At 71.2% G+C, this 25619-nt stretch carries 33 protein-coding genes; 19 read left to right on the forward strand and 14 right to left on the reverse strand.

The features are described from left to right. Positions 1-6: 6 nt before the first annotated feature. The 4 genes from ACU436_RS19755 to ACU436_RS19770 all read right to left on the reverse strand — a co-directional run bounded on the left by ACU436_RS19755 (position 7) and on the right by ACU436_RS19770 (position 1937). Positions 7-357, reverse strand: a complete 351-nt coding sequence (locus ACU436_RS19755) for a DUF202 domain-containing protein (RefSeq protein WP_459027318.1) — start codon at positions 355-357, stop codon at positions 7-9. Between the two features lie 70 nt (positions 358-427). Continuing rightward, positions 428-802: a YidH family protein gene (locus ACU436_RS19760; RefSeq protein ID WP_459027319.1), complete on the reverse strand. Its 375-nt coding sequence runs from the start codon at positions 800-802 to the stop codon at positions 428-430. Between the two features lie 161 nt (positions 803-963). Then, entirely contained in the window at positions 964-1092 is a 129-nt protein-coding gene (locus ACU436_RS19765; RefSeq protein WP_459027321.1) for a hypothetical protein, read from the reverse strand. A gap of 122 nt (positions 1093-1214) precedes the next feature. Beyond that, complete coding sequence (locus tag ACU436_RS19770; protein WP_459027323.1) at positions 1215-1937, reverse strand: aspartate/glutamate racemase family protein; 723 nt, start codon at positions 1935-1937, stop codon at positions 1215-1217. A gap of 182 nt (positions 1938-2119) precedes the next feature. Here ACU436_RS19770 and ACU436_RS19775 point away from each other — a divergent pair, with 182 nt between their 5' ends. From ACU436_RS19775 to ACU436_RS19790, 4 genes are all read left to right on the forward strand, one after another. Continuing rightward, positions 2120-2581 (forward strand): protein-tyrosine phosphatase family protein, encoded by a 462-nt coding sequence (locus ACU436_RS19775; protein ID WP_459027325.1) that lies wholly within the window; start codon positions 2120-2122, stop codon positions 2579-2581. Positions 2582-2721: 140 nt separating this feature from the next. Then, the gene (locus ACU436_RS19780; RefSeq protein ID WP_459027327.1) at positions 2722-2838 is read left to right on the forward strand and encodes a DUF1905 domain-containing protein; all 117 of its coding nucleotides are present in this window, start codon (positions 2722-2724) and stop codon (positions 2836-2838) included. 29 nt (positions 2839-2867) lie between these two features. Beyond that, complete coding sequence (locus ACU436_RS19785; RefSeq protein ID WP_459027328.1) at positions 2868-3065, forward strand: hypothetical protein; 198 nt, start codon at positions 2868-2870, stop codon at positions 3063-3065. A gap of 145 nt (positions 3066-3210) precedes the next feature. Continuing rightward, the gene (locus tag ACU436_RS19790; protein ID WP_459027329.1) at positions 3211-3501 is read left to right on the forward strand and encodes a DUF1905 domain-containing protein; all 291 of its coding nucleotides are present in this window, start codon (positions 3211-3213) and stop codon (positions 3499-3501) included. Here the strand turns inward: ACU436_RS19790 and ACU436_RS19795 are convergent. Beyond that, positions 3488-3895, reverse strand: a complete 408-nt coding sequence (locus ACU436_RS19795; protein WP_459027331.1) for a hypothetical protein — start codon at positions 3893-3895, stop codon at positions 3488-3490. The genes ACU436_RS19790 and ACU436_RS19795 overlap by 14 nt on opposite strands. Positions 3896-3913: 18 nt before the next feature. Between ACU436_RS19795 and ACU436_RS19800 the strand changes: the two genes are divergently transcribed. The 3 genes from ACU436_RS19800 to ACU436_RS19810 all read left to right on the forward strand — a co-directional run bounded on the left by ACU436_RS19800 (position 3914) and on the right by ACU436_RS19810 (position 5134). Beyond that, entirely contained in the window at positions 3914-4057 is a 144-nt protein-coding gene (locus ACU436_RS19800; RefSeq protein WP_459027333.1) for a hypothetical protein, read from the forward strand. A 61-nt stretch (positions 4058-4118) separates the two neighbouring features. Next, complete coding sequence (locus tag ACU436_RS19805) at positions 4119-4451, forward strand: TFIIB-type zinc ribbon-containing protein (protein ID WP_459027334.1); 333 nt, start codon at positions 4119-4121, stop codon at positions 4449-4451. Positions 4452-4465: 14 nt separating this feature from the next. Continuing rightward, positions 4466-5134, forward strand: coding sequence for an AAA family ATPase (locus ACU436_RS19810; RefSeq protein ID WP_459028155.1), 669 nt, complete (start codon positions 4466-4468; stop codon positions 5132-5134). Here ACU436_RS19810 and ACU436_RS19815 read toward each other — a convergent pair. The 3 genes from ACU436_RS19815 to ACU436_RS19825 form a co-directional block, all read right to left on the reverse strand. Next, positions 5110-5853: a dienelactone hydrolase family protein gene (locus ACU436_RS19815; RefSeq protein WP_459027336.1), complete on the reverse strand. Its 744-nt coding sequence runs from the start codon at positions 5851-5853 to the stop codon at positions 5110-5112. The two genes, ACU436_RS19810 and ACU436_RS19815, sit on opposite strands and share 25 nt — an antisense overlap. Positions 5854-5869: 16 nt before the next feature. After that, on the reverse strand, positions 5870-6262 hold the full coding sequence (locus tag ACU436_RS19820; protein ID WP_459027338.1) for a DUF4189 domain-containing protein: 393 nt from the start codon (positions 6260-6262) through the stop codon (positions 5870-5872). 77 nt (positions 6263-6339) lie between these two features. Then, entirely contained in the window at positions 6340-6909 is a 570-nt protein-coding gene (locus tag ACU436_RS19825; RefSeq protein ID WP_459027340.1) for a dihydrofolate reductase family protein, read from the reverse strand. Between the two features lie 83 nt (positions 6910-6992). Between ACU436_RS19825 and ACU436_RS19830 the strand changes: the two genes are divergently transcribed. Next, positions 6993-7568 (forward strand): TetR/AcrR family transcriptional regulator, encoded by a 576-nt coding sequence (locus tag ACU436_RS19830; protein WP_459027342.1) that lies wholly within the window; start codon positions 6993-6995, stop codon positions 7566-7568. A gap of 315 nt (positions 7569-7883) precedes the next feature. Here the strand turns inward: ACU436_RS19830 and ACU436_RS19835 are convergent, their stop codons facing one another. Both ACU436_RS19835 and ACU436_RS19840 read right to left on the reverse strand, forming a co-directional pair. Continuing rightward, complete coding sequence (locus tag ACU436_RS19835; RefSeq protein WP_459027344.1) at positions 7884-8363, reverse strand: TetR/AcrR family transcriptional regulator; 480 nt, start codon at positions 8361-8363, stop codon at positions 7884-7886. A 59-nt stretch (positions 8364-8422) separates the two neighbouring features. Continuing rightward, positions 8423-8746, reverse strand: coding sequence for a DMT family transporter (locus ACU436_RS19840; protein ID WP_459027345.1), 324 nt, complete (start codon positions 8744-8746; stop codon positions 8423-8425). A gap of 199 nt (positions 8747-8945) precedes the next feature. Here ACU436_RS19840 and ACU436_RS19845 point away from each other — a divergent pair, with 199 nt between their 5' ends. Beyond that, on the forward strand, positions 8946-10166 hold the full coding sequence (locus ACU436_RS19845; protein ID WP_459028157.1) for an adenosylmethionine--8-amino-7-oxononanoate transaminase: 1221 nt from the start codon (positions 8946-8948) through the stop codon (positions 10164-10166). 270 nt (positions 10167-10436) lie between these two features. On the opposite strand, the gene ACU436_RS19850 is transcribed toward ACU436_RS19845, so the two are convergent. The 3 genes from ACU436_RS19850 to ACU436_RS19860 all read right to left on the reverse strand — a co-directional run bounded on the left by ACU436_RS19850 (position 10437) and on the right by ACU436_RS19860 (position 12995). Further along, complete coding sequence (locus ACU436_RS19850) at positions 10437-11036, reverse strand: hypothetical protein (RefSeq protein WP_459027347.1); 600 nt, start codon at positions 11034-11036, stop codon at positions 10437-10439. A gap of 109 nt (positions 11037-11145) precedes the next feature. Beyond that, positions 11146-11844 (reverse strand): RraA family protein, encoded by a 699-nt coding sequence (locus ACU436_RS19855; RefSeq protein ID WP_459027349.1) that lies wholly within the window; start codon positions 11842-11844, stop codon positions 11146-11148. Beyond that, positions 11841-12995 (reverse strand): mandelate racemase/muconate lactonizing enzyme family protein, encoded by a 1155-nt coding sequence (locus ACU436_RS19860; RefSeq protein ID WP_459027350.1) that lies wholly within the window; start codon positions 12993-12995, stop codon positions 11841-11843. The genes ACU436_RS19855 and ACU436_RS19860 overlap by 4 nt, the downstream gene beginning before the upstream one ends. 53 nt (positions 12996-13048) lie before the next feature. Between ACU436_RS19860 and ACU436_RS19865 the strand changes: the two genes are divergently transcribed. From ACU436_RS19865 to ACU436_RS19900, 8 genes are all read left to right on the forward strand, one after another. After that, positions 13049-13765, forward strand: a complete 717-nt coding sequence (locus tag ACU436_RS19865; RefSeq protein ID WP_459027352.1) for a FadR/GntR family transcriptional regulator — start codon at positions 13049-13051, stop codon at positions 13763-13765. Continuing rightward, complete coding sequence (locus ACU436_RS19870; protein WP_459027354.1) at positions 13762-14886, forward strand: Gfo/Idh/MocA family protein; 1125 nt, start codon at positions 13762-13764, stop codon at positions 14884-14886. Before ACU436_RS19865 ends, ACU436_RS19870 begins: the two co-directional genes overlap by 4 nt. Before the next feature lie 201 nt (positions 14887-15087). Continuing rightward, positions 15088-16515: an extracellular solute-binding protein gene (locus tag ACU436_RS19875; protein WP_459027356.1), complete on the forward strand. Its 1428-nt coding sequence runs from the start codon at positions 15088-15090 to the stop codon at positions 16513-16515. Between the two features lie 5 nt (positions 16516-16520). Beyond that, the gene (locus ACU436_RS19880) at positions 16521-18518 is read left to right on the forward strand and encodes an ABC transporter permease (protein WP_459027358.1); all 1998 of its coding nucleotides are present in this window, start codon (positions 16521-16523) and stop codon (positions 18516-18518) included. After that, on the forward strand, positions 18515-19291 hold the full coding sequence (locus ACU436_RS19885; protein ID WP_459027360.1) for an IclR family transcriptional regulator: 777 nt from the start codon (positions 18515-18517) through the stop codon (positions 19289-19291). The genes ACU436_RS19880 and ACU436_RS19885 overlap by 4 nt, the downstream gene beginning before the upstream one ends. Before the next feature lie 20 nt (positions 19292-19311). Beyond that, the gene (locus ACU436_RS19890; RefSeq protein WP_459027362.1) at positions 19312-20133 is read left to right on the forward strand and encodes an RraA family protein; all 822 of its coding nucleotides are present in this window, start codon (positions 19312-19314) and stop codon (positions 20131-20133) included. After that, positions 20130-21407 carry a mandelate racemase/muconate lactonizing enzyme family protein gene (locus ACU436_RS19895; protein WP_459027363.1) on the forward strand — a complete coding sequence of 426 codons (1278 nt, stop codon included), beginning with the start codon at positions 20130-20132 and terminating at the stop codon, positions 21405-21407. Before ACU436_RS19890 ends, ACU436_RS19895 begins: the two co-directional genes overlap by 4 nt. Positions 21408-21411: 4 nt before the next feature. Next, positions 21412-22278 (forward strand): NAD-dependent epimerase/dehydratase family protein, encoded by an 867-nt coding sequence (locus ACU436_RS19900; protein WP_459027364.1) that lies wholly within the window; start codon positions 21412-21414, stop codon positions 22276-22278. Between the two features lie 14 nt (positions 22279-22292). Here the strand turns inward: ACU436_RS19900 and ACU436_RS19905 are convergent, their stop codons facing one another. Further along, on the reverse strand, positions 22293-22934 hold the full coding sequence (locus tag ACU436_RS19905; protein WP_459027366.1) for a TetR/AcrR family transcriptional regulator: 642 nt from the start codon (positions 22932-22934) through the stop codon (positions 22293-22295). Between the two features lie 161 nt (positions 22935-23095). Between ACU436_RS19905 and ACU436_RS19910 the strand changes: the two genes are divergently transcribed. Next, on the forward strand, positions 23096-24787 hold the full coding sequence (locus tag ACU436_RS19910; RefSeq protein ID WP_459027368.1) for an HlyD family efflux transporter periplasmic adaptor subunit: 1692 nt from the start codon (positions 23096-23098) through the stop codon (positions 24785-24787). 72 nt (positions 24788-24859) lie between these two features. After that, on the forward strand, positions 24860-25618 hold the full coding sequence (locus tag ACU436_RS19915) for an efflux RND transporter periplasmic adaptor subunit (RefSeq protein ID WP_459027370.1): 759 nt from the start codon (positions 24860-24862) through the stop codon (positions 25616-25618). Position 25619: the final 1 nt, after the last annotated feature.

A 25619-nucleotide genomic window follows, 5' to 3' on the forward strand; every position in this document is an offset into this window, starting at 1 on the left:
GCGGGGTCACCGGGCCGCGTGCGCGGCCACGACGGCAACGAGCGCCGCGACCCCGACGGCCGTGCAGGAGATGCAGACCGTCGCGACCAGCCGGCCGCCGGGGCCGGACGTCAGGCAGCCGTCCTGCAACAGGGCGGCCTCGACGCGGCGTGCCCGGCGCGTCGAGCCGACGACGAGCAGCGCGGCCAGGGCCAGCCCGAGCAACCCGACCACCACGGCTCCCGCGCCCAGCGCCGGGGCGAGCACCCGCATGCCGAGGAACGCCCCGACGGCCACGGCCAGGCCGGTGCGGCGCCAGGCCAGGGCGGTGCGCTCGGGCTGCAGCCCGGGGTCGAAGAGCCGGCCGCCGTCGCTCACGCCCGGCCTCGCTGCGCTTCGCCGGGCGCTTCGCGCGGGCGCAGTGACATTGATTCGCTCGCAAGCTCGCTCACCGCAACAGCAGCGCCGCCAGGAGGAGCACGCCCGTGACGGCCGTGCCGATCGCCAGGGGCACCATCAGCGAGGGCGCGCTGAGCGGGCAGCCCTTCCGCATGGCGCGCTCGTCCCGGCTCCAGGCGAACCACGCCTGCACGGGCGTGAGCAGGCCCAGGACGATCAGCACCACGGAGGCCGCGAACCGCAGGTCGGCCTGCATCGGCGGGGCGACGGCCTCGAGCGCGATACCGCACGCGAGCAGGGCGAGCGAGGTGCGGATCCAGGCCAGGAACGTGCGCTCGTTGGCGAGGGTGAACCGCGGGTCGGGCTCGCTGCCCTCGCCGAACACCCAGCGAGGGAAGCGACGCGACACGACCGGACGACTCATCGGTGCCAGTCCATCACAATGTCCGGTCATATCGAAGGTTCTCCCAGCGACTGAGACCGATCTCGCCTCACGCCGGCTGTGGTACCGATCCCACGGCTCGCGCCGAACGGGAGCCGGCCCGCCGCGTGGGTCCGGCGCGCGGTGGGTGTCGCCACCCCGCATCAGATCGGGTTCGCGCTGTGGAAGTACGTCGAGTCCGTCCCACTCGTGGACACGGCCGTGGCCCCGAGCGCGCGGGCGATCAGCCCCGCCGTCGACGCGAAGGTTCGGAACGCCCGGAGCGACTTCACAAACCCACGGTGGGCTTCACACAGCGCCGGCCTGGCGCCGGCCTTCTGTGAAGGCCCGCTCGGGTTTGTGAAGTCGCGCCGAATCAGTGGGCCACCGCCGCCCACGCCTGTCCTCCTGCCGCTCAGGGGCGCAGGGGCCAGCCCGTGATGCGTTTGGGGCGCGGTGGCGCGTAGGTGCGGATCTTGCTGGTGGACAGGCCCAGCCCGACGAGGCTCTCGACGAGCTTCACCGCGGCCGTGACGCCGTCGACGACCGGGACGCCGGTCGCGCGGCGCACCGCCTCGTCGAGCCCGGCCATGCCGCCGCAGCCGAGGCAGATCACCTCGGCGTGGTCGTCGCGGACGGCGAGCTCGGACTCCCGGACGATCGCCTTGACGGCCATCGCCGGGTCCTCCTCGAGCTCCAGCACGGACAGGCCGCTCGACCGGACCGATGCGCAGCGGGCCGCCAGCCCGGCCGTCGCGAGCCGGCCCTCGATGAGCGGGACGGTGCGGTCGAGCGTGGTGACCACGGAGAACCGGTGGCCGATGAGCGAGGCGACGTGCCCGGCCGCCTCGGTGATGTCGACGACCGGGACGTCGAGCAGCTCCTGCAGGCCCTCGCGGCCGTGCTCGCCGAACCCGGCCTGGACCACCGCGTCGAACGGGCCGTCGTACGTCACGACGGTGTTCATGACGGCCACGGCGGCGAGGTAGCTCTCGAAGTTGCCTTCGACCGATTCGGCTCCGATCGTCGGGGTCAACCCGATGATCTCGGTGTCCGCGGCGGCGACCGAGCGCGCGGAGGCCGCGATGGCCGCGGTCATGGCCGCGGTGGTGTTGACGTTGACGACGAGCAGCCGCACGGTGCCGCTCCTTCCTGCTCCGGCTGCTATTTGTGTGCGCCGGGGGATGCGCCCGTCAAGCGTTGGCCCGGTTATAAGTGCGGCCGGCGAGAGCGGGAGTATGGGTGAGTGGCCCTCCAGGGGCCTGCCGCAACCCGGCCGGGTACCCACGTGTACGTGATCCACTAGCCCGAAGAGGTGGCATGACCGGCCCGCTCACCGGCGCCGTCGCGCTGCCGGACGGCACGCTCGTGCGCGGTCGCGGCCGTCGCGAGCCGTTCCCGGCCGGGCCGTTGCCCGAGTTCGGCCTCTACCTCGGGCTCCCCCCGGGCCGGCGGCGCCTGCTACCCCGGCGGGGCCCGGAGTGGCGGCCCGACTGGCCCGCCACCTGGCTCCACTGGCCCGACTTCCGCACCCCGCGCGACCCCGCCGAGGCGGCCGCGCAGATCGTCGAGGCCCATCGTCGAGCCCGGTCGGGGGAGCGGGTCGAGGTCGCGTGCACCGGGGGCACCGGCCGCACCGGCACCGTGATCGCCTGCATGGCCGTGCTGGCCGGGCACCCCGCGGAGGACGCCGTGGCCTGGACCCGCGGCCACTACCGGCCGCGCGCGGTGGAGACCCCCGGTCAGCGCCGCTTCATCGCCTGGTTCGCCGAGCACCGATGAATCCGCGCCGTGCCGGGCGAATCCCCTCGCATGACGCATCTCGACTTCTCGTTCACCGCCCCTCTGGAGAAGGAGGGCTCCTTCCCGACCTACGTGACGGTTCCCGGCTCCGCGGAGCTGCTCGGCAACCGGCCACCCTCATGCCGTCCGGCGCCGGTCCGCACTGGTTGCCGGTGCGGGCGGCGCTGTGCGCGCTGATCGGCAAGCACCGGGCGGGGGAGGAGGTGGCCTTCCGGCTGGAGGAACGGCTCAGCTGACTCGCGGTCCGTTGTGGTGAGCTGTCGATGTGAGTGATCAGCCGCCCGGGCGGGCCGGTGTCGCCGAGCTCGGGTGGATGGCCGCGCTCGTGCTCGTTCCGGCCGGGGTAGCGGGCGCGGCCGCCGCCTACGTCGTGTTGTGGCTGCTGGAGCTGCTCGGTCCCACCACGGCAGCGCCTGGTGGTCGGCGGGCCCGATGCGCCGACCACCTGAGGTTGCCGGGCTGAGCGTCAGCGCAGCAGCAGCCCCGGTTCCGCGAGCGCGGCGAGGGCGTCGGCGGTGGCGGCGTCGGCGGGTAGGTCGAGAACGGGGGACCGCCCTCGACGTTCCGGTTGTGGGCGGCCATCGTGGACGTCCCGCCGAGGAGGAACGATGACCGAGAACCAGTCCCTCGATCACGAGTTCAGCGCCGTCCTGGAGAAGAGCTCGAGCCCCGGTGGCTGGACCTACGTGGTGATGCCCGGGTCGGCGGAGTTCTTCGGCACCCGGGGCCTGGTGAAGGTTCGCGGCACCGTGGACGGGCACCCGTTCCGGAGCTCCTTCATGGCGCTCGGCGACGGCAGGCACAAGCTCCCCGTGAAGGGCGACCTGCAGCGGGCCATCGGCAAGGGTCCGGGCGAGACGGTCACGGTGCACCTCTGCGAGCGGATCACGGGGCGCTGACGGCTTCCAGCGCGGGGCGATGTGCGCGAGCGCGTCGGCGAGCGAGGTGGCCGGCGCCACGACGAGCCCCGCCGGCGGGCCGGAGCCAGCTGCCGGCGGCCACCCGGGCGGCGGCCGACACCGCGGCCGCGAGCACGCTCGCCCGCAGCGACGGTGCCGAGGTCAGCAGCGCGAACGCCGGGCTGCCCGGTTCGGCCTCCGCCACGTGCTGCTCGACCACGGCCTCGACGACCGCGCGGGCGAGCGGCTCGTCGGCCGGACGGTCCCGCGGCGCGGCGGCGATGCGCAGGGCCCGCTCCGCCGAGATCGCGGCGACGATCGCCTGCTCGCGGCTCGAGAAGTAGGTGTCGTACGTCCGGGGCGACACCCCGGCGGCCTCCGCGATGTCGTCCACGCGCACGTTCTCCGGGCCGTGCTGCAGTGCGAGGCGCAGAGCGGCGGTGCTGAGGGCTTCCCGGGTGGCGGTCTTCTCGTGAAGGCTCCGCTCAAGCAGATCGTCGACAAGCCGGAGAAGAACCCGGCCCCGGCAGGGCCCTCCGGCGGCATGGACTTCTGAGTGGTGTCCGCGGGTGGTTGGGGGTGCACGGTCCGCAACCGCCCGCGCTACCCTCAGTTGGGTGATCTGTCCGAAGTGTCAGAACCTGATGCACACCGTCGACCGGCGTGGCGTACACATCGAGCAGTGCCAGGGTTGTCGAGGGATCTTCCTCGACCGCGGCGAGCTCGAGCAGATCGCCAACGCGGAACAGAGCTTCTACGGCGGCCACGGGGGCTCTCGGCCCCATTACGCCGACTCACCTCCTCCTCACCAGCGGCACCGCGGGCACTACAGCGACTCCCCGCCGCCCTACGGGCAACAGCGCGGCCACTACAGCGACTCGCCGCCGCCGTACGGGCACCACAAGGGGCACAAGCGCCGCAAGGGCTTCCTCGACGAGCTGTTCGGCTGAGCGAGCAGACAGCGCTGAGCGAGGAACTACGCCCGGTCGACCTGCAGATCTGCCTCGGCTGTGGCGTCCGGTTCGCGAACCCGGTCGTCGCACCCGACGCGCCGGTGCTGATCTGCGGGGAGTGCGGACACCGGCAGCCGTTCCGGCGGCTGCCGCTGTTCGCGCTCACCGGCCCGAGCGGGGCGGGCAAGTCGACGGTGGCCCGCCTGCTCCCGCAGTCCCTCGCGGACACGGCGGTGGTGGTCGAGCAGGACGTCCTCTGGGCCGCCGGCCTGCAGCACCCGGCCGACGACTTCGCGGACTTCCGCCGGACCTGGCTGCGGATGGCCGGGATGATCCACCAGGGCGGGCGCCCGGTGGTGCTCGTCGGCACGGTCGTGCCGGAGCAGTTCGAGCGGCGGCCGGAGCGCGCCTTCGTCGGGGAGATCCACTACCTGGCGCTGGTGGCCGACCCCGACGCGCTGCGGTCCCGGCTGCGTGCTCGCCCGGCGTGGCGCGGCTGGGACGAGCTGCGCATCGCGGAGACGGTGGAGTTCAACGACTGGCTGAGCCGGGAGGGGCCGACCCTCGACCCGCCCGTCGAGTTGCTCGACACCACCGCGGTCGAGCTCGCCGAGACCGCGCGCCGCGTCGTCGAGTGGGTGCGGCGCGGCGTGGGTCAGGCCTGCAGCACGGACCCGTAGAGCGTCTCGAGCGCCTTCCAGTGCCGCTCCTCGGCGGCCGTGTCGTACGTGGGGTTGTCCGGCACCGCGAACCCGTGCTTCGCGGGGTAGAACTCCACGGTGTGCCGCACGCCGGCATCGGTGAGCGCCGTGTCGAGCAGCCGCGCCTGCTCCGGGGTGAAGTGGTCGTCCTCCTCCGCCCCGGCGACGTACACGGTGGCGGTGATGCGGCCGGCTGCGAGGTGCGGGCTGTGCGGGTCGTCCGCCACGGCGATCCCCCCGCCGTGGAACGACGCCGCCGCGGCGACCTTGTCGGGGTGCGCGCCGGCCGTGATCATCGAGAGCCGGCCGCCCATGCAGTAGCCCGTGGTGCCGGCCGCGGCGCCGGTGACCTCGGGACGCGCCAGCAGGAAGTCGAGGTAGGCGCCGGTGTCCGAGGTGATCAGCTCCGGCGTGAGGCTGCCCATGTACCGGCCCAGCCGGGCCCGCTCGTCCGGGTCGGTGAACACGGTCGCCACGTCGAACGGCGGCCAGTCGCCTTCGCGGTGGTAGACGTCCGGCACCAGGGTCACGTAGCCCATGCCTGCGAGCCGGTCGGCCATCACGCGCATCGTCTCCCGCAGCCCGCCCGCGTCCGGGAGGAGCAGCACCCCGGGCCATGGCCCGTCGCCGGTGGGCAGGTGCAGGGAGGCGGGAGCGGTGCCGTCGGGGGTGCTGATTTCGACGTCGACGCGAGTCACGTCCCCACCCTAGGACTCAGCGGTACGCGCCGCTGCAGGCGTAGGCCAGCACGCGCGCGCCCTTGCCCGGGGTCGAGCGGACCGCCTCGCTCTTGGCCTCGTCCAGGGAGGCGGCGTACGCCCAGCCCCACGCGAGGTTCCGCGCCTGTGCCACCGCCGCGCATCCGTTCGTCACGCGCACCGCCTCCTGGCAGTCGCTCGCGTCGCAGCCGTTCACCGCGGCGCTCGCCGCGGCGGCGCCGGAGGGCTGTTCGTAGGCGTAGCCGATGTTGCCGGTCTCGACGGAGATCGCGATCGCGGCCCACGAGTTCGGGCCGGCGTTCGCCGGGGCCGCGCCGAGAACCATGACGCCGCTCGCGAGTGCCACGCCGACGGTCGCCCGGGTGATCATGGAACGGATGGACATCATGGTCGCTCTCCCTCGGAGTTCCTCGTTGTGACGGGGACGACCGGTGGGGACGCGAATCGGTTGGGGCCGGTGCCGGATCAGGTCCGGTCGTAGTCGAGGATCACCGTTCCGCCCTCGAGGGTCCGCGTTCCGGCCAGCGTGAAGGCGGTGGGGCTGAAGTCCGTGGTGAACAGGGGGATCCCGGCCCCGGCCACCAGCGGGTAGACCTTCAGGACGAGCGAGTCGATCTCGGCGAGCAGCGACCCCGCCAGCCTGGATCCGCCCATCAGGTAGATGTCCTTGCCGTCCTCGGCCTTGAGCTTCCGGATCCGTTCGGCGATGCCGGACGAGACGACCTCGACGGCGGGGTCGGGGCTCCCGGCCATGCTCGTGGACACCACTATCTGCTGCAGGTGTGCGAACGGGCTGGTCACGCCGATGTCGAGGGCCGGCTGGAACGTCGTGCGCCCCTGCACGCCGACGTCGAAGTTCGGGTTCGGGACGTCCACCCCAAGCTGCTCGCGGATGTGGGTGGGCAGGGCGTCGGGGTAGGAGCCGACGATGAACTCGACCACGTCCGGGGTGACCGGGAAGAAGTCGGCATTCCCGTCCGGGGCGGCGATGAAGCCGTCGATGGTCATACCGACGTAGTAGACGAGCCTTCGCACGAGCGCCTCCTCTGTACTACTCTACTTGTAGTGGTGTGAACGTAGTACTACATCTGAAGTGGTGTCAACAGGAGGAGATGCGGATGCGGCAGAACCCGGCCCGGCGGGCGACGCTCCTGGACGCGGCGATCGAGGTGCTCGCCAGGGAGGGGGCGCGGGGGCTGACCTTCCGAGCCGTCGACACGGAGGCGCAGGTGCCCGTCGGCACGGCGTCGAACTACTTCAGCAGCCGCGACGAGCTGCTCACCCAGGTGGGGATCCGCTTCTACGAACGGCTGGAGCCCGACGCCGCCACGATCACCGCCGGGCTCTCCGAGCCCCGGGACCGCGACCGCGTCACCGAGCTGATGCACGACGTCGTGGAGCGCGTGAGCGCGTTCCGCTCCGGCTACCTGGCGCTCCTCGAGCTGCGCCTGGAGAGCACCCGCCGGCCCGAGCTGCGCGCGCTGCTCAGCAAGCGGATCCGCGCCGACGTCGACGCCAACATCCGCTACCACGAGGAGGCCGGGCTGCCGGGCGACGCCACCACGGTGGTGGCGCTCTACCTCGCGCTCAACTGGCTGATCCTCGAGCAGCTCACCCTGCCCGACGTCTTCCCGGAGGAGCAGGTCCACGACCTGGTCACCGACGTCGTCGAGCGCATCCTGCCCTCGATGTAGGCCGGCGGGGTTCAGCTGCGCCCGCGGCTCGGAGGCGTCGGTGAAGCCGTGAGGTGGGGCCCGCCTCGGACGTGGACTCGGCGGCATGATCGTTGCGAGACCCCGCTCAACGCCTCGGGCAGGGCGATCCACCGCAACTCGGACCGATCCTGCGACCTTGATCGCTACGAGACCACGCGCAACGCCCTAGTGAGGGCAAATTCCCGCATCTGGGATCGATCACCAGGCCCCGATCCGCCCGAGCCCCGACCTTCTGTTGCACGAACGGCACTTCCGTCCGACCTATCGAACGGGAGTGCCGTTCGTCGCAACGGGCTATCCCCCGAGCAGTCGAGCGAGCACCTGGTGCACCTCGTCGGCGCTCGGCGGGGCCTCCGCGACGAAGCAGCGCAGGAGCAGGCCGTCGATCGCCGCGGCCGCACCGGCGCGCGCGATCGGGTTGCGGGTGTGCGGCGTGAGGAAGGCGTCGACGGCGGCCGTCCAGCGGGCGGCCTCCGGCTGCAGCTCCGGCCGGCGGGCCGCCATCAGGAAGAGCTCGTACTCGGCCGCGACGTATGCCCGGCTCGCCCCGGTGCCGTCGGTGATCAGGCGTGCGAGCGCCGCGATCGGATCGGGATCGCGGGCGCACTCGTCGAGCTCGCGCAGATAGCAGTCGTTGCAGTCGGCGAGCGCCGCGACGAGGAGGTCGTCGACGGCGGGGAAGTAGTAGGTGACGGCGCTGGGCGGGACGCCCGCCTCCTGGGCCACCACCCGCTGGCTGACGGCCGCGACCCCGGCCCGCTCGATCACGCGCATCGTGGCGTCGAGGAGCTGCCTGCGGCGCTGCTCGCCCTTGCGCCTGCGTCCGTCGGTGGTCAGTGTGCCGCCCCCAGTTCGAGGGCGAGCACCCCGGCGATCACGAGCGCGATGCCGCCGATCTGCACCGCCGTCAGGCCCTCGCCGAAGAACGCGGCCCCGACGACCGCGACGAGCGCCACGCCGAGCGCCGCCCACACGCCGTAGGCCACGCCGATCGCCAGGCCGCGTACGAGCGCCTGCGACAGCAGGCCGAACGCCGCGATGTAGCCGACCACCACGATGATCGACGGGACGGGCCTGCTGAAGCCCTCGGAGATCTTGAGCGCGGTGGTCGCGATCACCTCGGTGACGATGGCGCCGGCGAGGAAGAGCCAGGGCACAGGGACCTCCGGAGCAGAAACCTGAGCGAACGCTCCAGATTCTAGTGGACGGTGGGGCGCCCGTCCCGGGCAAGGGTGCGAGCTGGCATCGTCACCGTGCCCGGCCAACGACCGAGGAGGCCCCGTGCCCACCGGTGAACTCACCGCCGCCCAGCTGCTCGACCTGGACCGGAAACACGTCTGGCACCCCTACTCGCCGATGCCCGGGGTGCGGGCGCCCTACCTGGTGGAGTCCGCCGCCGGGGTGCGGCTGCGCCTCGCGGAGCCGGTGGACGGGGTGCGCGAGCTGGTCGACGGGATGGCGTCGTGGTGGTCGGCCATCCACGGCTACGCCCACCCGGTGCTGGACGAGGCCGTGCGCGACCAGGTCGGCCGGATGAGCCACGTCATGTTCGGCGGGCTCACCCACGAGCCGGCGATCCGGCTGGCCACGACGCTCGTGGAGGTCACTCCCGAGCCGTTGCAGCACGTCTTCCTCGCCGACTCGGGGTCGATCTCCGTCGAGGTCGCGATCAAGATGTGCCTGCAGTACTGGCGGTCCCGCGGCCGCCCGGAGCGGCAGCGCCTGCTCACCTGGCGCGGCGGCTACCACGGCGACACCTGGCACCCGATGTCCGTCTGCGACCCGGACGGCGGGATGCACCACATCTGGGCCGGCGCGTTGCCGGAGCAGGTATTCGCCGACGCCCCGCCCCGGGACTTCGAGCCCGCCTACGTCGAGCACCTCGCGGACGTGCTCGAGCGGCACGCGCACGAGGTGGCGGCGGTGGTCGTCGAGCCCGTGGTGCAGAACGCGGGCGGCATGCGGTTCCACTCGCCGCGCTACCTGCAGGCCCTGCGCGAGCTCGCGGACGCCCACGACGTCCTGCTGGTGTTCGACGAGATCGCCACCGGGTTCGGGCGCACCGGCGAGCTGTTCGGTGCCGACCACGCCGGCGTGAGCCCGGACGTCATGTGCGTCGGCAAGGCCCTCACCGGCGGATACCTGTCGATGGCCGCCACCCTGTGCACGCCCGAGGTGGCGGACGGGATCTCCCGCGGCGAGCTGTCCGTGCTCGCGCACGGGCCCACCTTCATGGGCAACCCGCTCGCCGCCGCGGCGGCGAACGCGTCGCTCGGCCTGCTGCTCGGCGGCGACTGGCGCGGCGGGGTGGCCCGGATCGAGAAGGGGCTGCACGCCGGCCTGGAACCGGCCCGCGACCTGCCCGGGGTGCGCGACGTGCGCGCACTCGGCGCCATCGGGGTGGTGCAGCTCGACCACGAGGTCGACGTGGCCGCGGCGGGCGCCGCCGCCGTGCGGGAGGGTGTGTGGCTGCGCCCGTTCCGCGACCTGGTGTACACGATGCCGCCCTACGTCACGGACGACGAGGACCTGGCCCGTATCTGCGCGGCCGCGGTGGCCGCGGCCGCGGCGGGCTGATCGGCACCCGATGGCACGGCCATGATCGTTGCTTCGGCGCGAAAGCGGGCGAATATGGCCCGAGAATGCGCCGATCCGCCGATCATGGGCGTGTATCGACATGGCCTGCGGGTCCTCGCCGGGAGCGACGTCGGGCATCCAGCGCGGCAGTGGGCTGGACGGCTACATCCTGTGCCTGGCCCCGAACTGAGCTACACGATGCCGCGCTCCGGCACGGGCGAAGAGGACCTGGCCCGCATCTGCGCGGCGGCGGTGGGTCGGGGTTCCGAGTCAGAGGATCCCCCGGTCGTCTCGGTGGTCGTGCCTCGGAACCAGCCTGTCGATCAGCCGTTCATCGACTTCGCCGAAGTCGAAGGAGTCCGGCACCTCGTCGAGCTTCCCGCGCTCGTCTCGTCGCCAGCGGATCCCGGCCGCGTCGGTGAAGGTGATCGCGACGTGCAGCTTGTTCGGCTCCATGTGGAGGGCGTTGCGTTGATCGAGCACGACGCGCAGGGCGTTGGTGAGTTTGTGAGCGGTATCGGCCGGGATGGGGTCCTGCGTGCCTCGTTCTATCGCAACCGAGAACGGAGGTTCCTCGCCTGATATGCGCACCGTGAGGCGGTAGACGGGTAGGCCGCTGGTGTTCGCTGCGTGCACGGTCCAGCGGTGCCGCCCACGATTCACCCAAACCGCTATCTTGCTCGCCTGCGACTGGCGTTCGCCCTGCACCCGCCGGTTTTGGTCTTCGGTATGGGCGGCCAGCTGACGATCGATCGACCTTTGCTGGGTCCGGTAGCTGCGGACGGCCACGATTCCGGCGAACAGGGCGGCACCGAAAGCGCCGAGCGTTCCTACGGCGTTCACCCAGTCCGCAACCGACCCGAAGTCCACGGATCAGACCATAGCGATGCGGGCAGGCTCCTGGAAATGCTTGGCCGAACGGCACGTTCGTACCAACTTTTGGGACGAAAGTGCCGTTCGGCCAGCGATCGGGGTGCTGCTACAACCGCCCGTACTTGTTGTAGACGTCGATCACGGGGACGCCGGCCTGCACCTCCTCGCGGACCTTGTCCTCGATGTCCTTGGCCTCCTCGGACTTCGCCAGTACCTCGTCGAGGGCGTCCTTCGGGATGACGAGGACGCCGTCCTCGTCGCCGAAGATCCAGTCGCCGGGGTTCACGCGCACCTGGCTGGTCAGGGTGCCGGTCATCGAGATCGGCACCTCGATGTCGCGGATCCGGGAGCGGCGCAGCGACTCGATCGGCGAGGTGTAGCGGGCGAAGACCCCGAGGCCGTCGATCTCCCGGACGAGCCGGCCGTCGCGGATGCCGCCGTCGATGACGACGCCGGTGGCGCCGCGGGCGCGGCTGGCGTTGCTCATGAGCTCGCCCCAGATGCCGCTCTGGCGCTCGCCCGCCGCGCCGACGACGACCACGCAGCCGTCGTACATCTGCGTGAAGACGCCGAAGTCGGCGAGCTTCGTGTTCGGCGGCATCTCGGAACGTTCGCGCATGTCCGGCCCGGCCATGACCGTGTAGGCGGGGCCGGCCACCTGCATCGAGCGGTCGAGCGGCGCGATCGCGAGGTCGAGGCACTGATGCGGCAGCCCCATCTCGTCCATGATGTCGTAGGCCACCGCCGTGTAGAGCGCCTTCAGCCGCTTCGCGGTCTGGGCCACGTCCATGCCCGCCCCCGTCATTCGAAGATCCCGAAGCCGGGGACGGCGTGCTTGCGGACGCCGTCCATGTCGAGCTCGACGCCGATGCCGGGGGTGTCGGGCAGGGTGATGTAGCCGTCCTTGACGATCGAGCCGCTGCCGTCCGGGGCGTGGACGTAGCTGTCCCAGACCTCGCGTTCCTCGAGCGCGTGCCACTCCTGCACGAGGAAGTTGGGGATGGCGCCGCACTGGTGCGCCGTGGCCATCGTGCCCAGCGGCGTGGAGACCAGGTGCGGGGCGAACGGCACGTAGTGCATCTCCGCGAGGTTGGCGATCTTCTTGGCCTCGGCGAGGCCGCCGCACTTTGGCACGTCCGGTTCGATCACGTCGACCGCGCCCTTCTCCAGCAGCTCCCGGAAGCCCCACCGCAGGTAGAGGTTCTCGCCCACGCAGATGGGGGTGCGGGTCTGCGCGCGCACCCGGACCAGCGCGTCGATGTTCTCGGCCGGGACCGGCTCCTCGAGCCACATGAGGTCGAACGGCTCCAGCGCCCACGCGATCTTGCAGGCGCTCGGGACGTCGTACCGGGCGTGCAGGTCGATCGCGAGGTCGACGTCCGGGCCGATCGCCTCGCGCACGGCCGCCACCCGCTCGACCATCGAGCGCAGCTCGGCGGCGTTCACGGTGTGGTTGAACTCGTCGTACTTGGCCGGGTGGTGCAGGTCGTCGATGTCGAACTTGATCGCGGTGAAGCCCTCGGAGACCATCCGCTGCGCGCGGTCGACGCAGCCGGAGATCGAGCCCGACGGGTCGTCGCCGTCGCCGCAGTCGGCGTAGATCCGGATCCGGTCGCGGAACTTCCCGCCGAGCATCCGGTGCACCGGCTGGCCGGCCGCCTTACCGGCGATGTCCCACAGCGCCAGCTCGATGCCGGAGAGCGCGATCACGAACACGCCGGCCTGCGGGCCCGCGAAGACGCGGCGCCGCAGCTTCTCCCAGCACCTCTCGACGTTGCGCGGATCCTCGCCGATCAGCAGGTGCTTGAACTTGTCGATCAGCCCCACGACGCCGCCGGCACCCGAGTCCGGGTTCGCCTCGCCGTAGCCGGTGATGCCCTCGTCGGTGTCGATCCGCACCAGCGTGGCCTCGCCGTGGTACGCGACCACTGCCGTTCGGATGTCGACGATCCGCATGCTTCCTCCATTGGAAGAGGTGACAAAAGCCACATGTCATATAAGCTGATGACATGCCGAGGAGACAAGAGACCGCGGACGTTGTCAAGGTCCGCACCCTCCCGGTGCAGGTGGCCGCACGCCTGACCCGGCGGATCGTCAACGGGGAGATCGAGGCGGGCCGTGCACCGTCCGAGCTGGACATCTCGCGTGAGTTCGCCGTCTCCCGGGTGGTGGCCCGGGAGACGCTCAAGATCCTCGCGTCGCTCGACATCGTCGAGATAGCCCAGGGGCGCCGGGTCGTCGTCCGCCCGCAGGCGGAGTGGGACTACCTGAGCCCCCTGCTCGCCGAGTGGCTCCCCGAGGAGCACGTCGACGGTCTGCTGCGCGAGCTGCACCAGATGCGCGAGCTGCTGGAGCCGGAACTCGCGGCCATGGCCGCTGCCGAGATCAGTGACGAGACCCTCGCCCGCCTGCGTGACGCGCTCGACCGGATGGCGAGCCTCGAGTCCGACCCGGACGCCTATCTCGAGGTCGACCACGAGTTCCACATGGAGATCTGCCAGGCCGCGAACAACCGGATCCTCGACCGGATCATGTACTCGGCGCGTTGGCTGGGCACCGCCAGCCGCCGGGTGACGAACCAGGGGAGCCTGCCGAACGCCACCACGGCGCACGCGCTCATCTACCGGGCGCTCGAGTCCCGCGACCCGGATGCCGCGCGGGCCGCCATGCGCACCCACGTACAGGGCAATGCCCCGTTGCTCGCTCGGAAGGAGGGGCAGCGATGAGGATCCGGCTCGGCCTGATCGGCACCGGGCTGGCGGTAGAGAAGCTGCACTGGCCGGCGTTGCGCCGGATGCCGGATCGGTTCGTCGTCACGGCGTACGCCGACCGGTCGCCCGAGCAGGCGGCGCGGTTCGCCGCCTACAGCGGGGTCGGCGCCGCCGGGTTCCACGAGGACCACCGCGACCTGCTCGCCCGCGACGACGTCGACGCGGTGCTGGTCTCGGTGCCGATCCCGCTGCTCTACGGGATCGCGAGGGACGTGCTGGTCGCGGGCAAGCACCTGCTCTGCGAGAAGCCGACCGGCACCGACGAGGAGCAGGCGAGGGCGTTCCTGGCGTTCGAGCGCGACTTCCCGGGCCAGGTCGTGCTGGTCGGGGAGAACTACTTCTACCGCGACGACATCCGGCACGCCCGCGCGCTGGTCGACGACGGTGCCATCGGCAAGCTGCACCTGATGGCGTACCGGCGCGCCGGGCAGCTGGTGCCGCGCGAGGGCCGGTTCACCAGCACGCCGTGGCGGCAGCAGCCGCAGTACCGCGGCGGGGTCCACCTCGACGCGGGTGTGCACGACATCGCGCAGATCCGGATGCTCTGCGGTGATGCGGTCCGGGTGCACGGGGCGGTGCAGTGGGCCAACAGCACGATCGACTCGCCGTCGGACCTCGCGCTGAACCTGACGTTCAGCGGCGGCGCGATCGGCAACTACACCGCCTGCTACTCCGAGGTGCCGGTTCCGGAGGAGCCGAACGACATGCGCCTCTACGGCACGGAGGGTGTGCTGGTGCTGTCCGGGCCGGAGGCGGAGCGGCGCGTGACGCTGCTGCGGGCCGACGGCACCACCGGGAGCGACGTCTTCCGCGGCATCGACAACGGCTACTACGCCGAGCTCTGCGACTTCGCCGACGCCGTGCGCCACGGCGGGCCGGTGGTGGGAACGATCGCGCAGAGCGTGGCGAACATGCGGATCGTCCTCGCGGCGCTCGACTCGGCGGAGCGGGCCATGGTCGTCGAGCTCGAGAACCCCGCCGAAGGGGGTGTTCCGCTGTGGCGCCCGCGAGGTGCGGCGGACCTCTTCGACGGCCTTCCCGGGACGCGCGAGATCTCGGGCGAAATGACCCGTTGACACGGTCCCCCGGCCCCCATAGTGTGACCGCGATCGCACTACACGGCACGGCGTTTCACTAAGTAAAAAGCAAGCGCAGAGCTCGCTCCTGGCAGAGGGGCGGCTGCGGGTCCCCCCGAAGGGCTCGTGCCTCCTGACCCGTCGGCAGCACCGTCACCCCGTAGACACCTGATCCACCGCAAGGACGCGGGAGGAGTCGTCATGGCACAGAAGTCCGGACTCGTTTGGTCGAGGCGGAAGTTCCTGGGAATGAGCGCGCTCGGCGCGGTCGGGCTCACCGCGTGCGGCGGCGAGCCCGCCGCTCCCAAGGTGGACGTCCAGGTTCCGCAGGAAGTCCTCGACGCCGCGGCGCAGTACCGCGGTGGCTCGGTGGGGATGCTCTCCCAGAAGCTGTACTCCGATGCCGCCAACCAGGCCCTCGACCGGTCGCTCCAGGCCTTCGCGCAGGCCACCGGCACCACCGTCCAGAACGACCTGGTGTCCGGCGACTCCGGCGACATGGTCGCCAAGATGGACGCCGAGGTGAAGGCCGGCACGGCCCGCGACCTGGCGTTCATGAGCGACCAGCGGTTCGTCGGCCAGCTCCACAACCTCGGCGACCTCACCGACCTCACGGACGTGGTCGAGGAGATGAAGGGGCTCTACGGCGAGCCCGCCTCGGAGGCCACCAACTACTGCGTGTTCGACGGGCGCTGGTTCGCGATCCCGTACCACTTCATCGCGGCCGGGATGTACCTGCGCAAGGACTGGTACGCGGAGAAGGGGCTCCCGATCAAGCCGGTCTACTCGTGGGAGGAGCTGCGCGACAACGCGCTGGCGGTGTCCGACCCGTCGAAGCGGCGCTTCGGGTGGGGCATCACGGTCAACCGCTCCGGTGACGCCAACGGGTTCATCGAGTCCGTCATCAACGCCTACGGCGGCGCGATCGCGGACAACACCGGGCAGAAGGTGATGCTCAACTCCCCGGAGACCGTCGAGGCCGTCACGTTCATCGGCGACATCTACACGAACCCCAAGTACGAGCCCATGCTCCCGCCCGGGATCGAGAGCTGGACCGACTCCAGCAACAACGAGAACTGGCTCGCGAACATCATCGGGCTCACCAACAACCAGTACAGCGTCTACGCCGACTCGAAGACCAAGGGCAACCCGGTCTACGAGAACACCCACCCGTTCAACGGTGCGTCGGGTCCGGCGATCGAGAAGCCGCTCGCGTACGGCCAGTCGAACTCCTTCGTCGTGTTCAAGGGGGCGAAGAACCCGGACCTCGCCAAGCAGGTGGCGAAGTTCATGGTCAGCGGGTCCGCCCTGCTCGGGGTCGCGAAGGAGGCGCCCTGCCTGGTGAACCCGTCCTGGGACAAGGTGTGGGACTCCGACCCGTACTACACCAACGGTGACCCGGCGTTCGGCCCGATCCGCGAGCAGACCCGGCAGGAGCTGCCGATCACGACCGCCACCGGCTACAAGTTCCCGCAGCCGCCGAGCCCCGGCCAGCAGGCCGCCATCGCGGCCTACCTGCTCACCGACATGATGCAGTCGGTCATCCAGGGCACGCGTCCGGCCGACGCCGTGGCCGACACCCACAACCGGATCGTCCAGATCTTCGAGCAGCAGGGCTACAAGCAGTGACCGTTGTGAGCCCGCCGGCGCCGACCCGCCCGGCGTCCGACGGGCAGTCCTCGCTCAGCGGCTCGCAGCGGCTGCTCGGGCGGGACTGGCGCCTTGCCACGGCGTTCCTCGCACCCACCGGGGTCCTGATCGCGGCGCTGATCCTGTACCCGATCGTCAGCTCGGTCATCACCAGCACCACCGAGCGGCACGGGGCGGAGTCGGTCTTCGTCGGGTTGGACAACTACACCGCGCTCGTCCACGACACGGTGTTCCACACCGGCGTGCTCAACTCGTTCGTCTTCACCGCCTACGCCGAGATCTTCAAGGTCACGCTCGGTCTCATCGCGGCGCTGATGCTGCACCACATGCGGCGTGGCCGGGCCGTCCTCGCCGGCATCATCCTGCTGCCGTGGGTGGTGCCGACGGTCGTCACGGCGTTCACCTGGCGGTCGCTGTTCGACCCGATCTTCGGCAGCGTCAACGTGCTGCTCACCGACTCCGGGATCGGGCCGGTGCTCGCCGCGATCGGGCTCGTCGACAGCTGGCCCGCCGAGTGGCTGTCGGACCCCGCGCTCGCGATGCCGGCGGTCATCCTGGTGAACGTCTGGAAGGGCATCCCGTTCTTCACGGTGACCTTCCTGGCCGGGCTCAAGGCGATCGACGGCAGCCTGCACGAGGCGGCCATGGTCGACGGCGCATCGCCGTGGCAGCGTTTCCGCCACGTCACGCTGCCCGGTCTGCGCCACGTCATGATCGTGACGACGCTGTTGTCGTCGATCTGGACGTTCAACAACTTCGACCTGATCTGGCTCATGACGCAGGGCGGGCCCGGTGACGCCACGGCCCCGTACGTGATGGTGGCCTACTCCAAGGCCATCCAGCAGCTGCAGCTGGGCGCGGGCGCCGCGGTCACCCTGGTCATGCTGCCGATCGTCGGCATCCTCGTGCTGGTCCTCGTGCGCATGATGCGGCGCAGCGACGGCCCCGGCACGAGCGACCTCGGGCGCAGCCGGCTCACCCCGGCCCAGCGCAAGGCGATGCCGTGGGTGGTGGTCGTCGTCGCGGTGCTGCTGCTCGTCTGGGCCTCCCCGCACATCGTGTGGAAGGCCGCGCTCGTGCTGGGTGTGTGCGTCCTGCTCGCCGCCGCCGTCGGCCGGATCGTCTCCACCCTCGCCGCGCGCGGCAACCAGGCGGCGGCCCGGTTGGTGAACGGCGTCGGCTCGGGGTTCGCGCTCGTCGCCCTGCTGGCGTTCGTGCTCGCCCCGCTGTACTGGATGACGGTCACGGCCTTCAAGTCGGACGACCAGATCGTCATGCGCACCAACGACCTGTGGCCCACGCCGTGGAGCACGGAGCAGTTCACGAGCCTCTTCTCGGGCCGGGCGTTCGGCACCTGGTACATCAACACCGTCCTGGTGTCGGTGGTCTCCACCGTGGTCGCGCTGATCTGCGCCGCGCTGGCGGGCTACGCGCTGGCCCGGCTGAAGTTCCGCGGCTCGGAGAGCTTCACGGTGACGATCCTGCTCACCTACGTGATGCCCGGAGCGCTGCTGTTCATCCCGCTCTACCAGATGATGAGCGGCATCGGGCTGAACGATTCACTGTGGTCGCTCATGATCACGTACCCGACGTTCACGCTGCCGTTCGCCACGTGGCTGCTCGTGGGCTACTTCCGGTCGATCCCGGCCGAGCTCGAGGAGTCGGCGCTGGTCGACGGGTGCACGCGGTTCGGGGCGTTCGTGCGGATCGTGCTGCCGCTGGCGAAGCCGGGGCTGCTCGCGGTCGCGCTGTTCACCCTCACGAACGCGTGGAACGAGTTCCTCTTCGCGTTCGTGTTCATCACCAGGGACGAGTACAAGACGTTGCCCGTCGGCATGCAGTCGATGATCTTCGGCGACGTCGTGCCGCAGGGCCAGCTGGCGGCGGCGTCGCTGCTGATCAGCATTCCCGTGGTGCTCATGTACGCGTTCGGCCAGCGGTTCCTGACCGAGGGACTGACTGCAGGTGCTGTGAAGGGATGACCTCAGCTCTCCCCACCCGCCGGGGCCGCAGCAGCGCAGCGGGCACGTCCGTCGAGAAGGCGATGCGGATACTGGAGGCGCTGGCCGTGCCGGACGGCCCGCACCGGCTGATGGACGTGGCCGAGCGCGCGGCGGTGCCCCGCTCCACGGCCTACCGCGTGCTGTCCACGCTCACGGCCGAGGGGTTCGCGGAGAACTGCGGCGACGGGCGCTACGGCGTCGGGGGCCGCCTGTCCGGGCTCGGTGCGCAGATCGTGTCGGTCGTGTCGGCCGGCGTCGTGCCCGCGCTGCGCCGGCTGCAGGAGGGCGCGGGCGGCAACACGGTGCACTTGGCGGTCCGCGTCGGTGACCACGCCGTCTACCTGCACAAGGTCGACAGCGACAAGCCGTACGAGATGCGGTCCAGGGTGGGCAACCAGCTGATGCTGCACTGCACGGCGATCGGGAAGGCGGTCCTCGCGCACCTGCCTCCCGAGGAGGTGGACGCGGTCGTGGCCTCGTCCGGCATGCCGACCAGGACCCCGGCCACGATCACCGATCTCCCCGCCCTGCACGCCGAGCTGGCCGCCGTGCGCGAGCGCGGTTTCGCCGTCGACGACGAGGAGAACGAGGCCACCGTGCGCTGCCTCGGCGCGGCCGTCCTCGACCGGACGGGCCGGCCCCGCGGCGGCGTGAGCATCTCGACCGTGACGTTCGCGGTCGACCGGGCCGAGCTGCTCGGCTACGCGCCGCTGCTGAAAGCCACCGTTGACGGAATGACCGATCTGATCTAGAGGAAGAAGGCGAAGCGGACGTGCGCATCCATCCCGGCAAGGACGATCTCGAGGAGCTCACCGGGGCGTGGACCGGTGAGCGCTTCGGGTCGGGCCGGCCCCGCGTGCCCGACGAGGTGCTGGCGAGCCTGAAGCTCGCCACCACGGAGGAGGCGTGGGGTCACCTGTTCCAGGCCGGCTACGTGCGGCAGTTCGCGGGCGACTGGCGCGAGACGCACCCGGGCACCGTGATCGTCGGCCGGGCGGTCACGGCCCAGTTCCTGCCGCACCGCCCCGACCTGGACGCCGTGGTCGTCGCCGCGGGCGCCCGGGAGGGGCACCTGGAGGGTGACCGCCAGAACTCCTGGGTGATCGAGACCCTCGAGAACGGCGACATCATGGTGGTCGACATCTTCGGCAAGATCGTCGAGGGCACCGTGGTGGGTGACAACCTGGGCACGGCCGTCGCCTCCCGTACCGGTGTGGGCGCGGTCATCGACGGCGGGATCCGCGACCTGCAGGGTCTGCAGCAGCTGCCCGGTGGCGTCAACATCTTCCACCGCGCTGTCGACCCGACGCCGATCCGCGGGGTGACGCTGGCCGGGATCAACATCCCGATCCGGATCGGCGGGGCCACCGTGCTGCCGGGTGACGTCATCCTCGGCACGCCGACCGGCATCGCCGTGATCCCCGCCCACCTCGCCGAGGCGGTGGCCGCCACCAGCGAGGACACCCGCGTCCGCGACGTCTTCGGCAAGCAGGCGCTGGCCGAGCGTCGCTACACGAGCGCCCAGATCGACGTCCCGACCTGGGCCGATGACATCGAGGCCGACTTCCAGCAGTGGCGCAAGGAGAACGCGTGACGAGCACGAGCACCATCAGCGAGGAGTACGTCAGCACCGGGTCCCGGCCCACCGACCTGCGCATCACCGATGTGCGGGTGGCGAACCTGGTCGGGGTGCCGTTCCGGTCGTCGATCCTGCGGATCGACACGAACCAGGGGCTCGTCGGCTGGGGCGAGGTGCGCGACGGCGCGAGCGCCACCTACGCGCTCGCGCTCAAGAGCCGCATCGTCGGCGAGAACCCGTGCAACCTCGACAAGGTCTTCCGCAAGATCAAGCAGTTCGGGCACCACGGCCGCCAGGGCGGCGGCGTGTCCGGCGTCGAGATGGCACTGATGGACCTGGCCGGCAAGGCGTACGGCGTGCCCGCGTACGCGCTGGTCGGCGGCAGGTTCCGGGACACCGTGCGGTGCTACGCCGACACGCCGTCGCTGTCGGACCCGAAGGAGATGGGCGAGCGGCTGCTGGAGCGCAAGAGCCGCGGCTTCACGATGCTCAAGATGGATGTGGGCATCTCGCTGCTCTGGGACGTCCCCGGCACGCTCGTCGTCCCACCCGGCGCCCGCGAGGACGTCACGACGATGCACCCGTTCACCGGGATCCAGGTCACGCCCAAGGGCGTGGAGCACCTGGCGAGCTACGTCGACACCGTGCGATCGATCGTCGGCTACGACGTCGCGCTCGCGGCCGACCACTTCGGCCACATCGCCCTCGACTCGTGCATCCGGATCGGGCGGGCCCTCGAACCGTTCACGCTGGCCTGGATCGAGGACCTCATCCCCTGGCAGTACACCGACCAGTGGCGCCAGCTCACGGAGGCCGTGGCCGTGCCGACGTGCACCGGGGAGGACATCTACCTCACCGAGGGCTTCAAGCCGCTCCTCGACGCCGGCGCCATCCGCGTCGTGCACCCGGACCCCGCCACCTCCGGCGGGATCGCCGAGACCAAGCGGCTCGGGGACTACGCACAGGAGCGCGGGGTCGCGATGGCACTGCACCTCGCGGCGTCGCCGGTGGCCACGATGGCCTCCGTGCACCTCGCGGCGGCCACGGAGAACTTCCTGGCGCTGGAGCACCACGCCGCGGACGTCCCGTTCTGGAGCGAGCTGGTCACGGGCCTGCCCCGCCCGCTGATCCAGGACGGCTTCATCACGGTGCCGGACACCCCCGGCCTCGGGTTCGGCGACATCAACGAGGAGCTGTTCCGCGAGCACCTCGACCCGCGCGACCCGGTGTTCTTCGCCGAGACCGCCCACTGGGACGGCGAGCACGCCAACGACCGCCTCTGGAGCTAGGACCTTGCGAATCGCTGTGACGGGCGCGGCGGGCCGGCTCGGCCGGCACGTCGTCGCCCGGGCCCTGCGCGCCGGGCACGAGGTCATCGCGACCGACCTGCCCGGCGTCGCGGGCGAGACCGACGGACGGGTGGAGTGGCGCACCGCCGACCTCACCGACCTGGACGAGGCCCGGGCCGCGCTCGCCGGAGCGCAGTGCGTGGTCCACCTGGGCGGGCTGGTGCACCCCCGCTACCCGGAGCCGGAGGTCCACCGGGTCAACGTGAACGGCACCTACCACGTGCTGGTCGCCGCCGAGGAGCACGGGCTGGACGGCGTCTGCCTCGCGTCGAGCATCAACGCGATCGGCGGCGTCTACAGCGCCGCGCCGCGCTACGACCACTTCCCGGTGGACGAGGACCACCCGACCTACGCCGAGGACCCGTACAGCCTCTCGAAGTGGATCGTGGAGCAGCAGTCGGCGGCGTTCGCGCGCCGCCGGCCGGGCGTCGCGTTCTCCGCGCTGCGGCTGCACGGCCTGCGCGACGACGAGGCGTCGGCACTGCGGAACGGCCAGGACGAGGGGAACCGCAAGGACCTGTGGGGCTGGGTGTCGTACGACGCCTCGGCGGCCGCCTGCCTGCTCGCGGTGCTCCGCCCGACCCCGGGCCACGCCGTCTACCACGTCGTGGCCGACCGCACGACCACCGCGACGCCCAGCACCGAGCTCGCGGCCCGCTGGTACCCGGGTGTGCCGCTGCGGACGTCGATGGCCGGCACCGCGGGGTTCTACGCCACGGCCCGGGCCACGGCCGGTCTCGGCTGGGATCCCTCCGACGACCACCCGGAGATCGGCCCCGGCGAACGGTCCCGCCTCCCGGCCTCGGCCTGAGCGCGGCGAGGAGGTCACTGCGGTGTCATGTGCTCCGGCCAGATGGGGTGTCCGGGCAGCGTGACGTGCGATCCGCCGGCCCGGAGGCTCTCGAGGAGGAGCGCCATGCAGCGCTCCGACGCCAGCTGCGCCGTGTCGGACCACTCGATGGACAGCGGATGGGCCAGCAGCGCGAACATCACGGCGACGTCGCCGGTGCCGACGTCGGAGCGCAGCGTCCCCTCCGCCTGTGCCCGGCGCACCACGCGGTCGAGCAGGTCGACCATCTGCCGGCGGGCGCGGTCGGCCTCGCGTTCCTTCTTGAGGACCGCGAGCACGTGGGGATAGGCGGTGAGGAGCCGGAAGGACAGCCGCAGCTCGTGCGACTGGCGCAGGATGCGCACGAGGGCGTCCCACGCGGAGCCCTCCTCGTCGACGGCGGCGTGGGCCTCGGCGAGCGCGTGGTCGAGGTTGTTCACCGCGACGGCCCGGATCAGGGCCTCCCGGTCGGCGAAGTGCCGGTACATCGTGCCCGGTGCGACGCCAGCCGATCGGGCGATTTCCTCGGTGGGCGCCTCGGGCCCGTGCGTGGCGAACCAGGTCTTGGCGGCGGCGACGATACGGTCGCGGTTGCGGCGCGCGTCAGCCCGCAGACGCGGCTCTTGCTCGTCTCCCACGGCCGTCCTCCCTGACTGGTTCTCAGCGTTCTATCAGCACGGAGCGCTATTTCCCATGATCGGGGGTCCCTCGATCGAGCGAAGCGGTATCTGCGAGACTCCTCTCTCGTTTCCAGAGCGTGGTGATTGTGCCGCATCTTGGGGAGGGGAGCGTGCAGCGGATGAACAGGCGGCGGGTGCCGACTGGACGGCTGCAGCAGATCGGCGTGGCGGGCTGCGGTGCCCTGGCGGTTCTGCTGTTGGCCTCGTGTACGACCGAGGAGTCCGGGAGACCGACCACCGCCACCGTCGAGCGTGCCGCGGTGACGAGTGGGGTGTCCGGGACCGGGTCGATGACCGCGGCCAGCCAGCAGAACATGGGCTTTCCCAACGGCGGCCAGCTCACCAACGTCTTCGTGAAGGTCGGTGACCGCGTCGAGCCGGGGCAGGTGATCGCCACGATCGACGACTTCGCCCTGCGCCAGGCGCTCCAGCAGCAGCAGGGGCAGCTCGACTCGCAGCAGGCGGCCCTCGGCCGGCTGACCAACTCGCCGGTCGCCTCCGGTGCGGAGGACTCGCTGGACGCGTCCCAGGAGATCCTGGACAAGACGCGCAAGCAGGCCGACGAGGCCCTCGACGCGGCCGAGCAGGAGATCGACAACGCCAAGCGCAAGCTCGACATCGACGAGAAGGCCCTGGACAAGGCGGAGGACAAGCTCCACGCCGACCAGAGGGCGTGCGGCGACGACGACGGCATGGTGTCCAACAGCGGCCCCACGACCGACGACGGCGACACCGACGACAGCGACAGCGCTGCGGGGAATCGGCGCACCGAGGGCAGCCAGGACGACGACGAGGACGACGACGGCAGCACCAAGGGGTCGTCGGGCGTGTTCGCCCCGAGCCTCTCGTCGCAGCCGCTGGTGTCGACGGGCAACCCCACCGCCTGCAGCGCCATCCCGGCGGACAAGCAGGCGGTCGTGCAGGCCAAGCAGCAGGTCGTGGTCAGCAAGAACGCGGTCGAGTCCGCGGAGAAGCAGCGCGACAACCAGAGGGCCAGCGGCGAGCTCTCGATCGCGAACGCGGAGCAGGGCGTGGTGAACGCCCGCAACAACGCGGACTCGGCGAAGTCGGACCGGCCCTTCGACATCGACGAGCAGCGCGGCGCCGTCGTGAGCCAGCAGGCGGCCGTGGCCGCCGCGCAGCGCGACGTGGACAACGCGACGTTGCGCTCGCCGGTGGCCGCCACCGTCTCGGCCCTCAACGGCGTGGTGGGTGAGTACCTGTCGCCGAGCAGCGGCACGAGCGCCCTCGCCCCGGGTAGCTCCGCGGGCATCCCGGGGGTGGACTCCGCGTCGTCGGCGCAGGCCGCGGCCGGGGTCGGCGCCAACCCCGCCCGGCCCGGCGGCACCCAGTTCCTGGTGCTCGACAACATCGACGCGTTCCAGGTGGTCGTCCCCTTCAACGAGTCGGACGCGGCGACCATCCAGGCGAACCAGAAGGTGAACGTGTCGGTCGACGCGGTCCCGGACGTCACGCTCGAGGGCACGGTGCTGTCGGTCGCCCCGACCGGCACGGCCATCTCCGGGGTCGTCAGCTACTACGCGACGATCGTCGTCCAGAAGGGCGACCCGCGGATCAAGGACGGTCAGACGGTGCGTGCCACCGTCGTGACCGAGGAGCTCGACAACGTGCTCACCGTGCCGTCCTCGGCGGTGCGCCAGGAGAACGGCCGGCCGACGGTGACGGTCGTGGACGCCGACGGGACCCAGAAGCCGATGCCGTTCGAGGCGGGCAAGGTGGGGGCGGACCGCACCCAGGTGCTCTCCGGCCTGCGGGAGGGGCAGCAGGTTCTGTTGCCCGCTGCACGGTGAACGAGCGGATACTCGAGCGGGTGAGGGAGTCGGTCGATGTCTGAGGGCCCGGTCACGGAGCCGGTATCAACAGTGAGCAACGGCAGTGGCGACGGCAGGAGCACCGACGCGAGGAGCGGCGAGAACACCGCCGCCACCACCGGCGGCGGCGGCGAGGAGCCGAAGCAGAAGCGGCAGATGTCGAAGGGCACGCGGATCGCCCTGATCGTGATCCTCGTGCTCGCGGTGGTGGCCGGCGGTGGGGTCACCGCCTGGTACTTCATCGACGCGCAGAACTACGTCACCACGGACAACGCGCAGGTCGACGGGGACAAGATCTCGGTCAACGCGCCCACCAGCGGCACGGTCATCGACTGGAGGGCCACGCAGGGCGCGGAGCTGCAGGAGGACAAGGTCGTCGGGCGCATCCGGATCCAGGGCGCGTTCGTCCAGCCGGAGATGGCGGTGCGCTCGCCGGGCAACGGCACGGTCGCCGTCAACAACGCGGTCGAGGGCACGTACGTCACGGCGGGCACGGAGCTGGCCGTGGCCTACGACTTCTCCAAGATCTTCGTCACGGCGCGCGTCGACGAGACGGACATCGACGACGTCCGCGCCGGCCAGCTCGTCGACATCGACGTCGACGCGTTCCCCGGCCACACGTTCAGGGGCACGGTGCGCGAGGTGCAGGGCGGCGCCGCGGGCGTGTTCTCGGTGTTCCCGGAGTCGAACACCTCGGGCAACTTCCAGAAGGTCACCCAGGTGATCCCGGTGAAGATCAACATCGAGAACCCGGAGGGCCTGGCGATCGTTCCCGGCATGAACGTCACCGTGAAGATCCACAAAGGCTGAG

The sequence above is a fragment of the Pseudonocardia wallangbongensis genome, assembly GCF_054486945.1.

Bases quoted from the DNA above. Each gene is read 5' to 3' on its own strand.
- ACU436_RS19760 (WP_459027319.1), bottom strand. From the start codon at position 802: ATGAGTCGTCCGGTCGTGTCGCGTCGCTTCCCTCGCTGGGTGTTCGGC.
- ACU436_RS19775 (WP_459027325.1), top strand. From the start codon at position 2,120: ATGACCGGCCCGCTCACCGGCGCCGTCGCGCTGCCGGACGGCACGCTC.
- ACU436_RS19780 (WP_459027327.1), top strand. From the start codon at position 2,722: ATGCCGTCCGGCGCCGGTCCGCACTGGTTGCCGGTGCGGGCGGCGCTG.
- ACU436_RS19790 (WP_459027329.1), top strand. From the start codon at position 3,211: ATGACCGAGAACCAGTCCCTCGATCACGAGTTCAGCGCCGTCCTGGAG.
- ACU436_RS19820 (WP_459027338.1), bottom strand. From the start codon at position 6,262: ATGATGTCCATCCGTTCCATGATCACCCGGGCGACCGTCGGCGTGGCA.
- ACU436_RS19830 (WP_459027342.1), top strand. From the start codon at position 6,993: ATGCGGCAGAACCCGGCCCGGCGGGCGACGCTCCTGGACGCGGCGATC.
- ACU436_RS19835 (WP_459027344.1), bottom strand. From the start codon at position 8,363: ATGCGCGTGATCGAGCGGGCCGGGGTCGCGGCCGTCAGCCAGCGGGTG.
- ACU436_RS19845 (WP_459028157.1), top strand. From the start codon at position 8,946: ATGCCCGGGGTGCGGGCGCCCTACCTGGTGGAGTCCGCCGCCGGGGTG.
- ACU436_RS19855 (WP_459027349.1), bottom strand. From the start codon at position 11,844: ATGACGGGGGCGGGCATGGACGTGGCCCAGACCGCGAAGCGGCTGAAG.
- ACU436_RS19860 (WP_459027350.1), bottom strand. From the start codon at position 12,995: ATGCGGATCGTCGACATCCGAACGGCAGTGGTCGCGTACCACGGCGAG.
- ACU436_RS19865 (WP_459027352.1), top strand. From the start codon at position 13,049: ATGCCGAGGAGACAAGAGACCGCGGACGTTGTCAAGGTCCGCACCCTC.
- ACU436_RS19870 (WP_459027354.1), top strand. From the start codon at position 13,762: ATGAGGATCCGGCTCGGCCTGATCGGCACCGGGCTGGCGGTAGAGAAG.
- ACU436_RS19875 (WP_459027356.1), top strand. From the start codon at position 15,088: ATGGCACAGAAGTCCGGACTCGTTTGGTCGAGGCGGAAGTTCCTGGGA.
- ACU436_RS19885 (WP_459027360.1), top strand. From the start codon at position 18,515: ATGACCTCAGCTCTCCCCACCCGCCGGGGCCGCAGCAGCGCAGCGGGC.
- ACU436_RS19910 (WP_459027368.1), top strand. From the start codon at position 23,096: ATGAACAGGCGGCGGGTGCCGACTGGACGGCTGCAGCAGATCGGCGTG.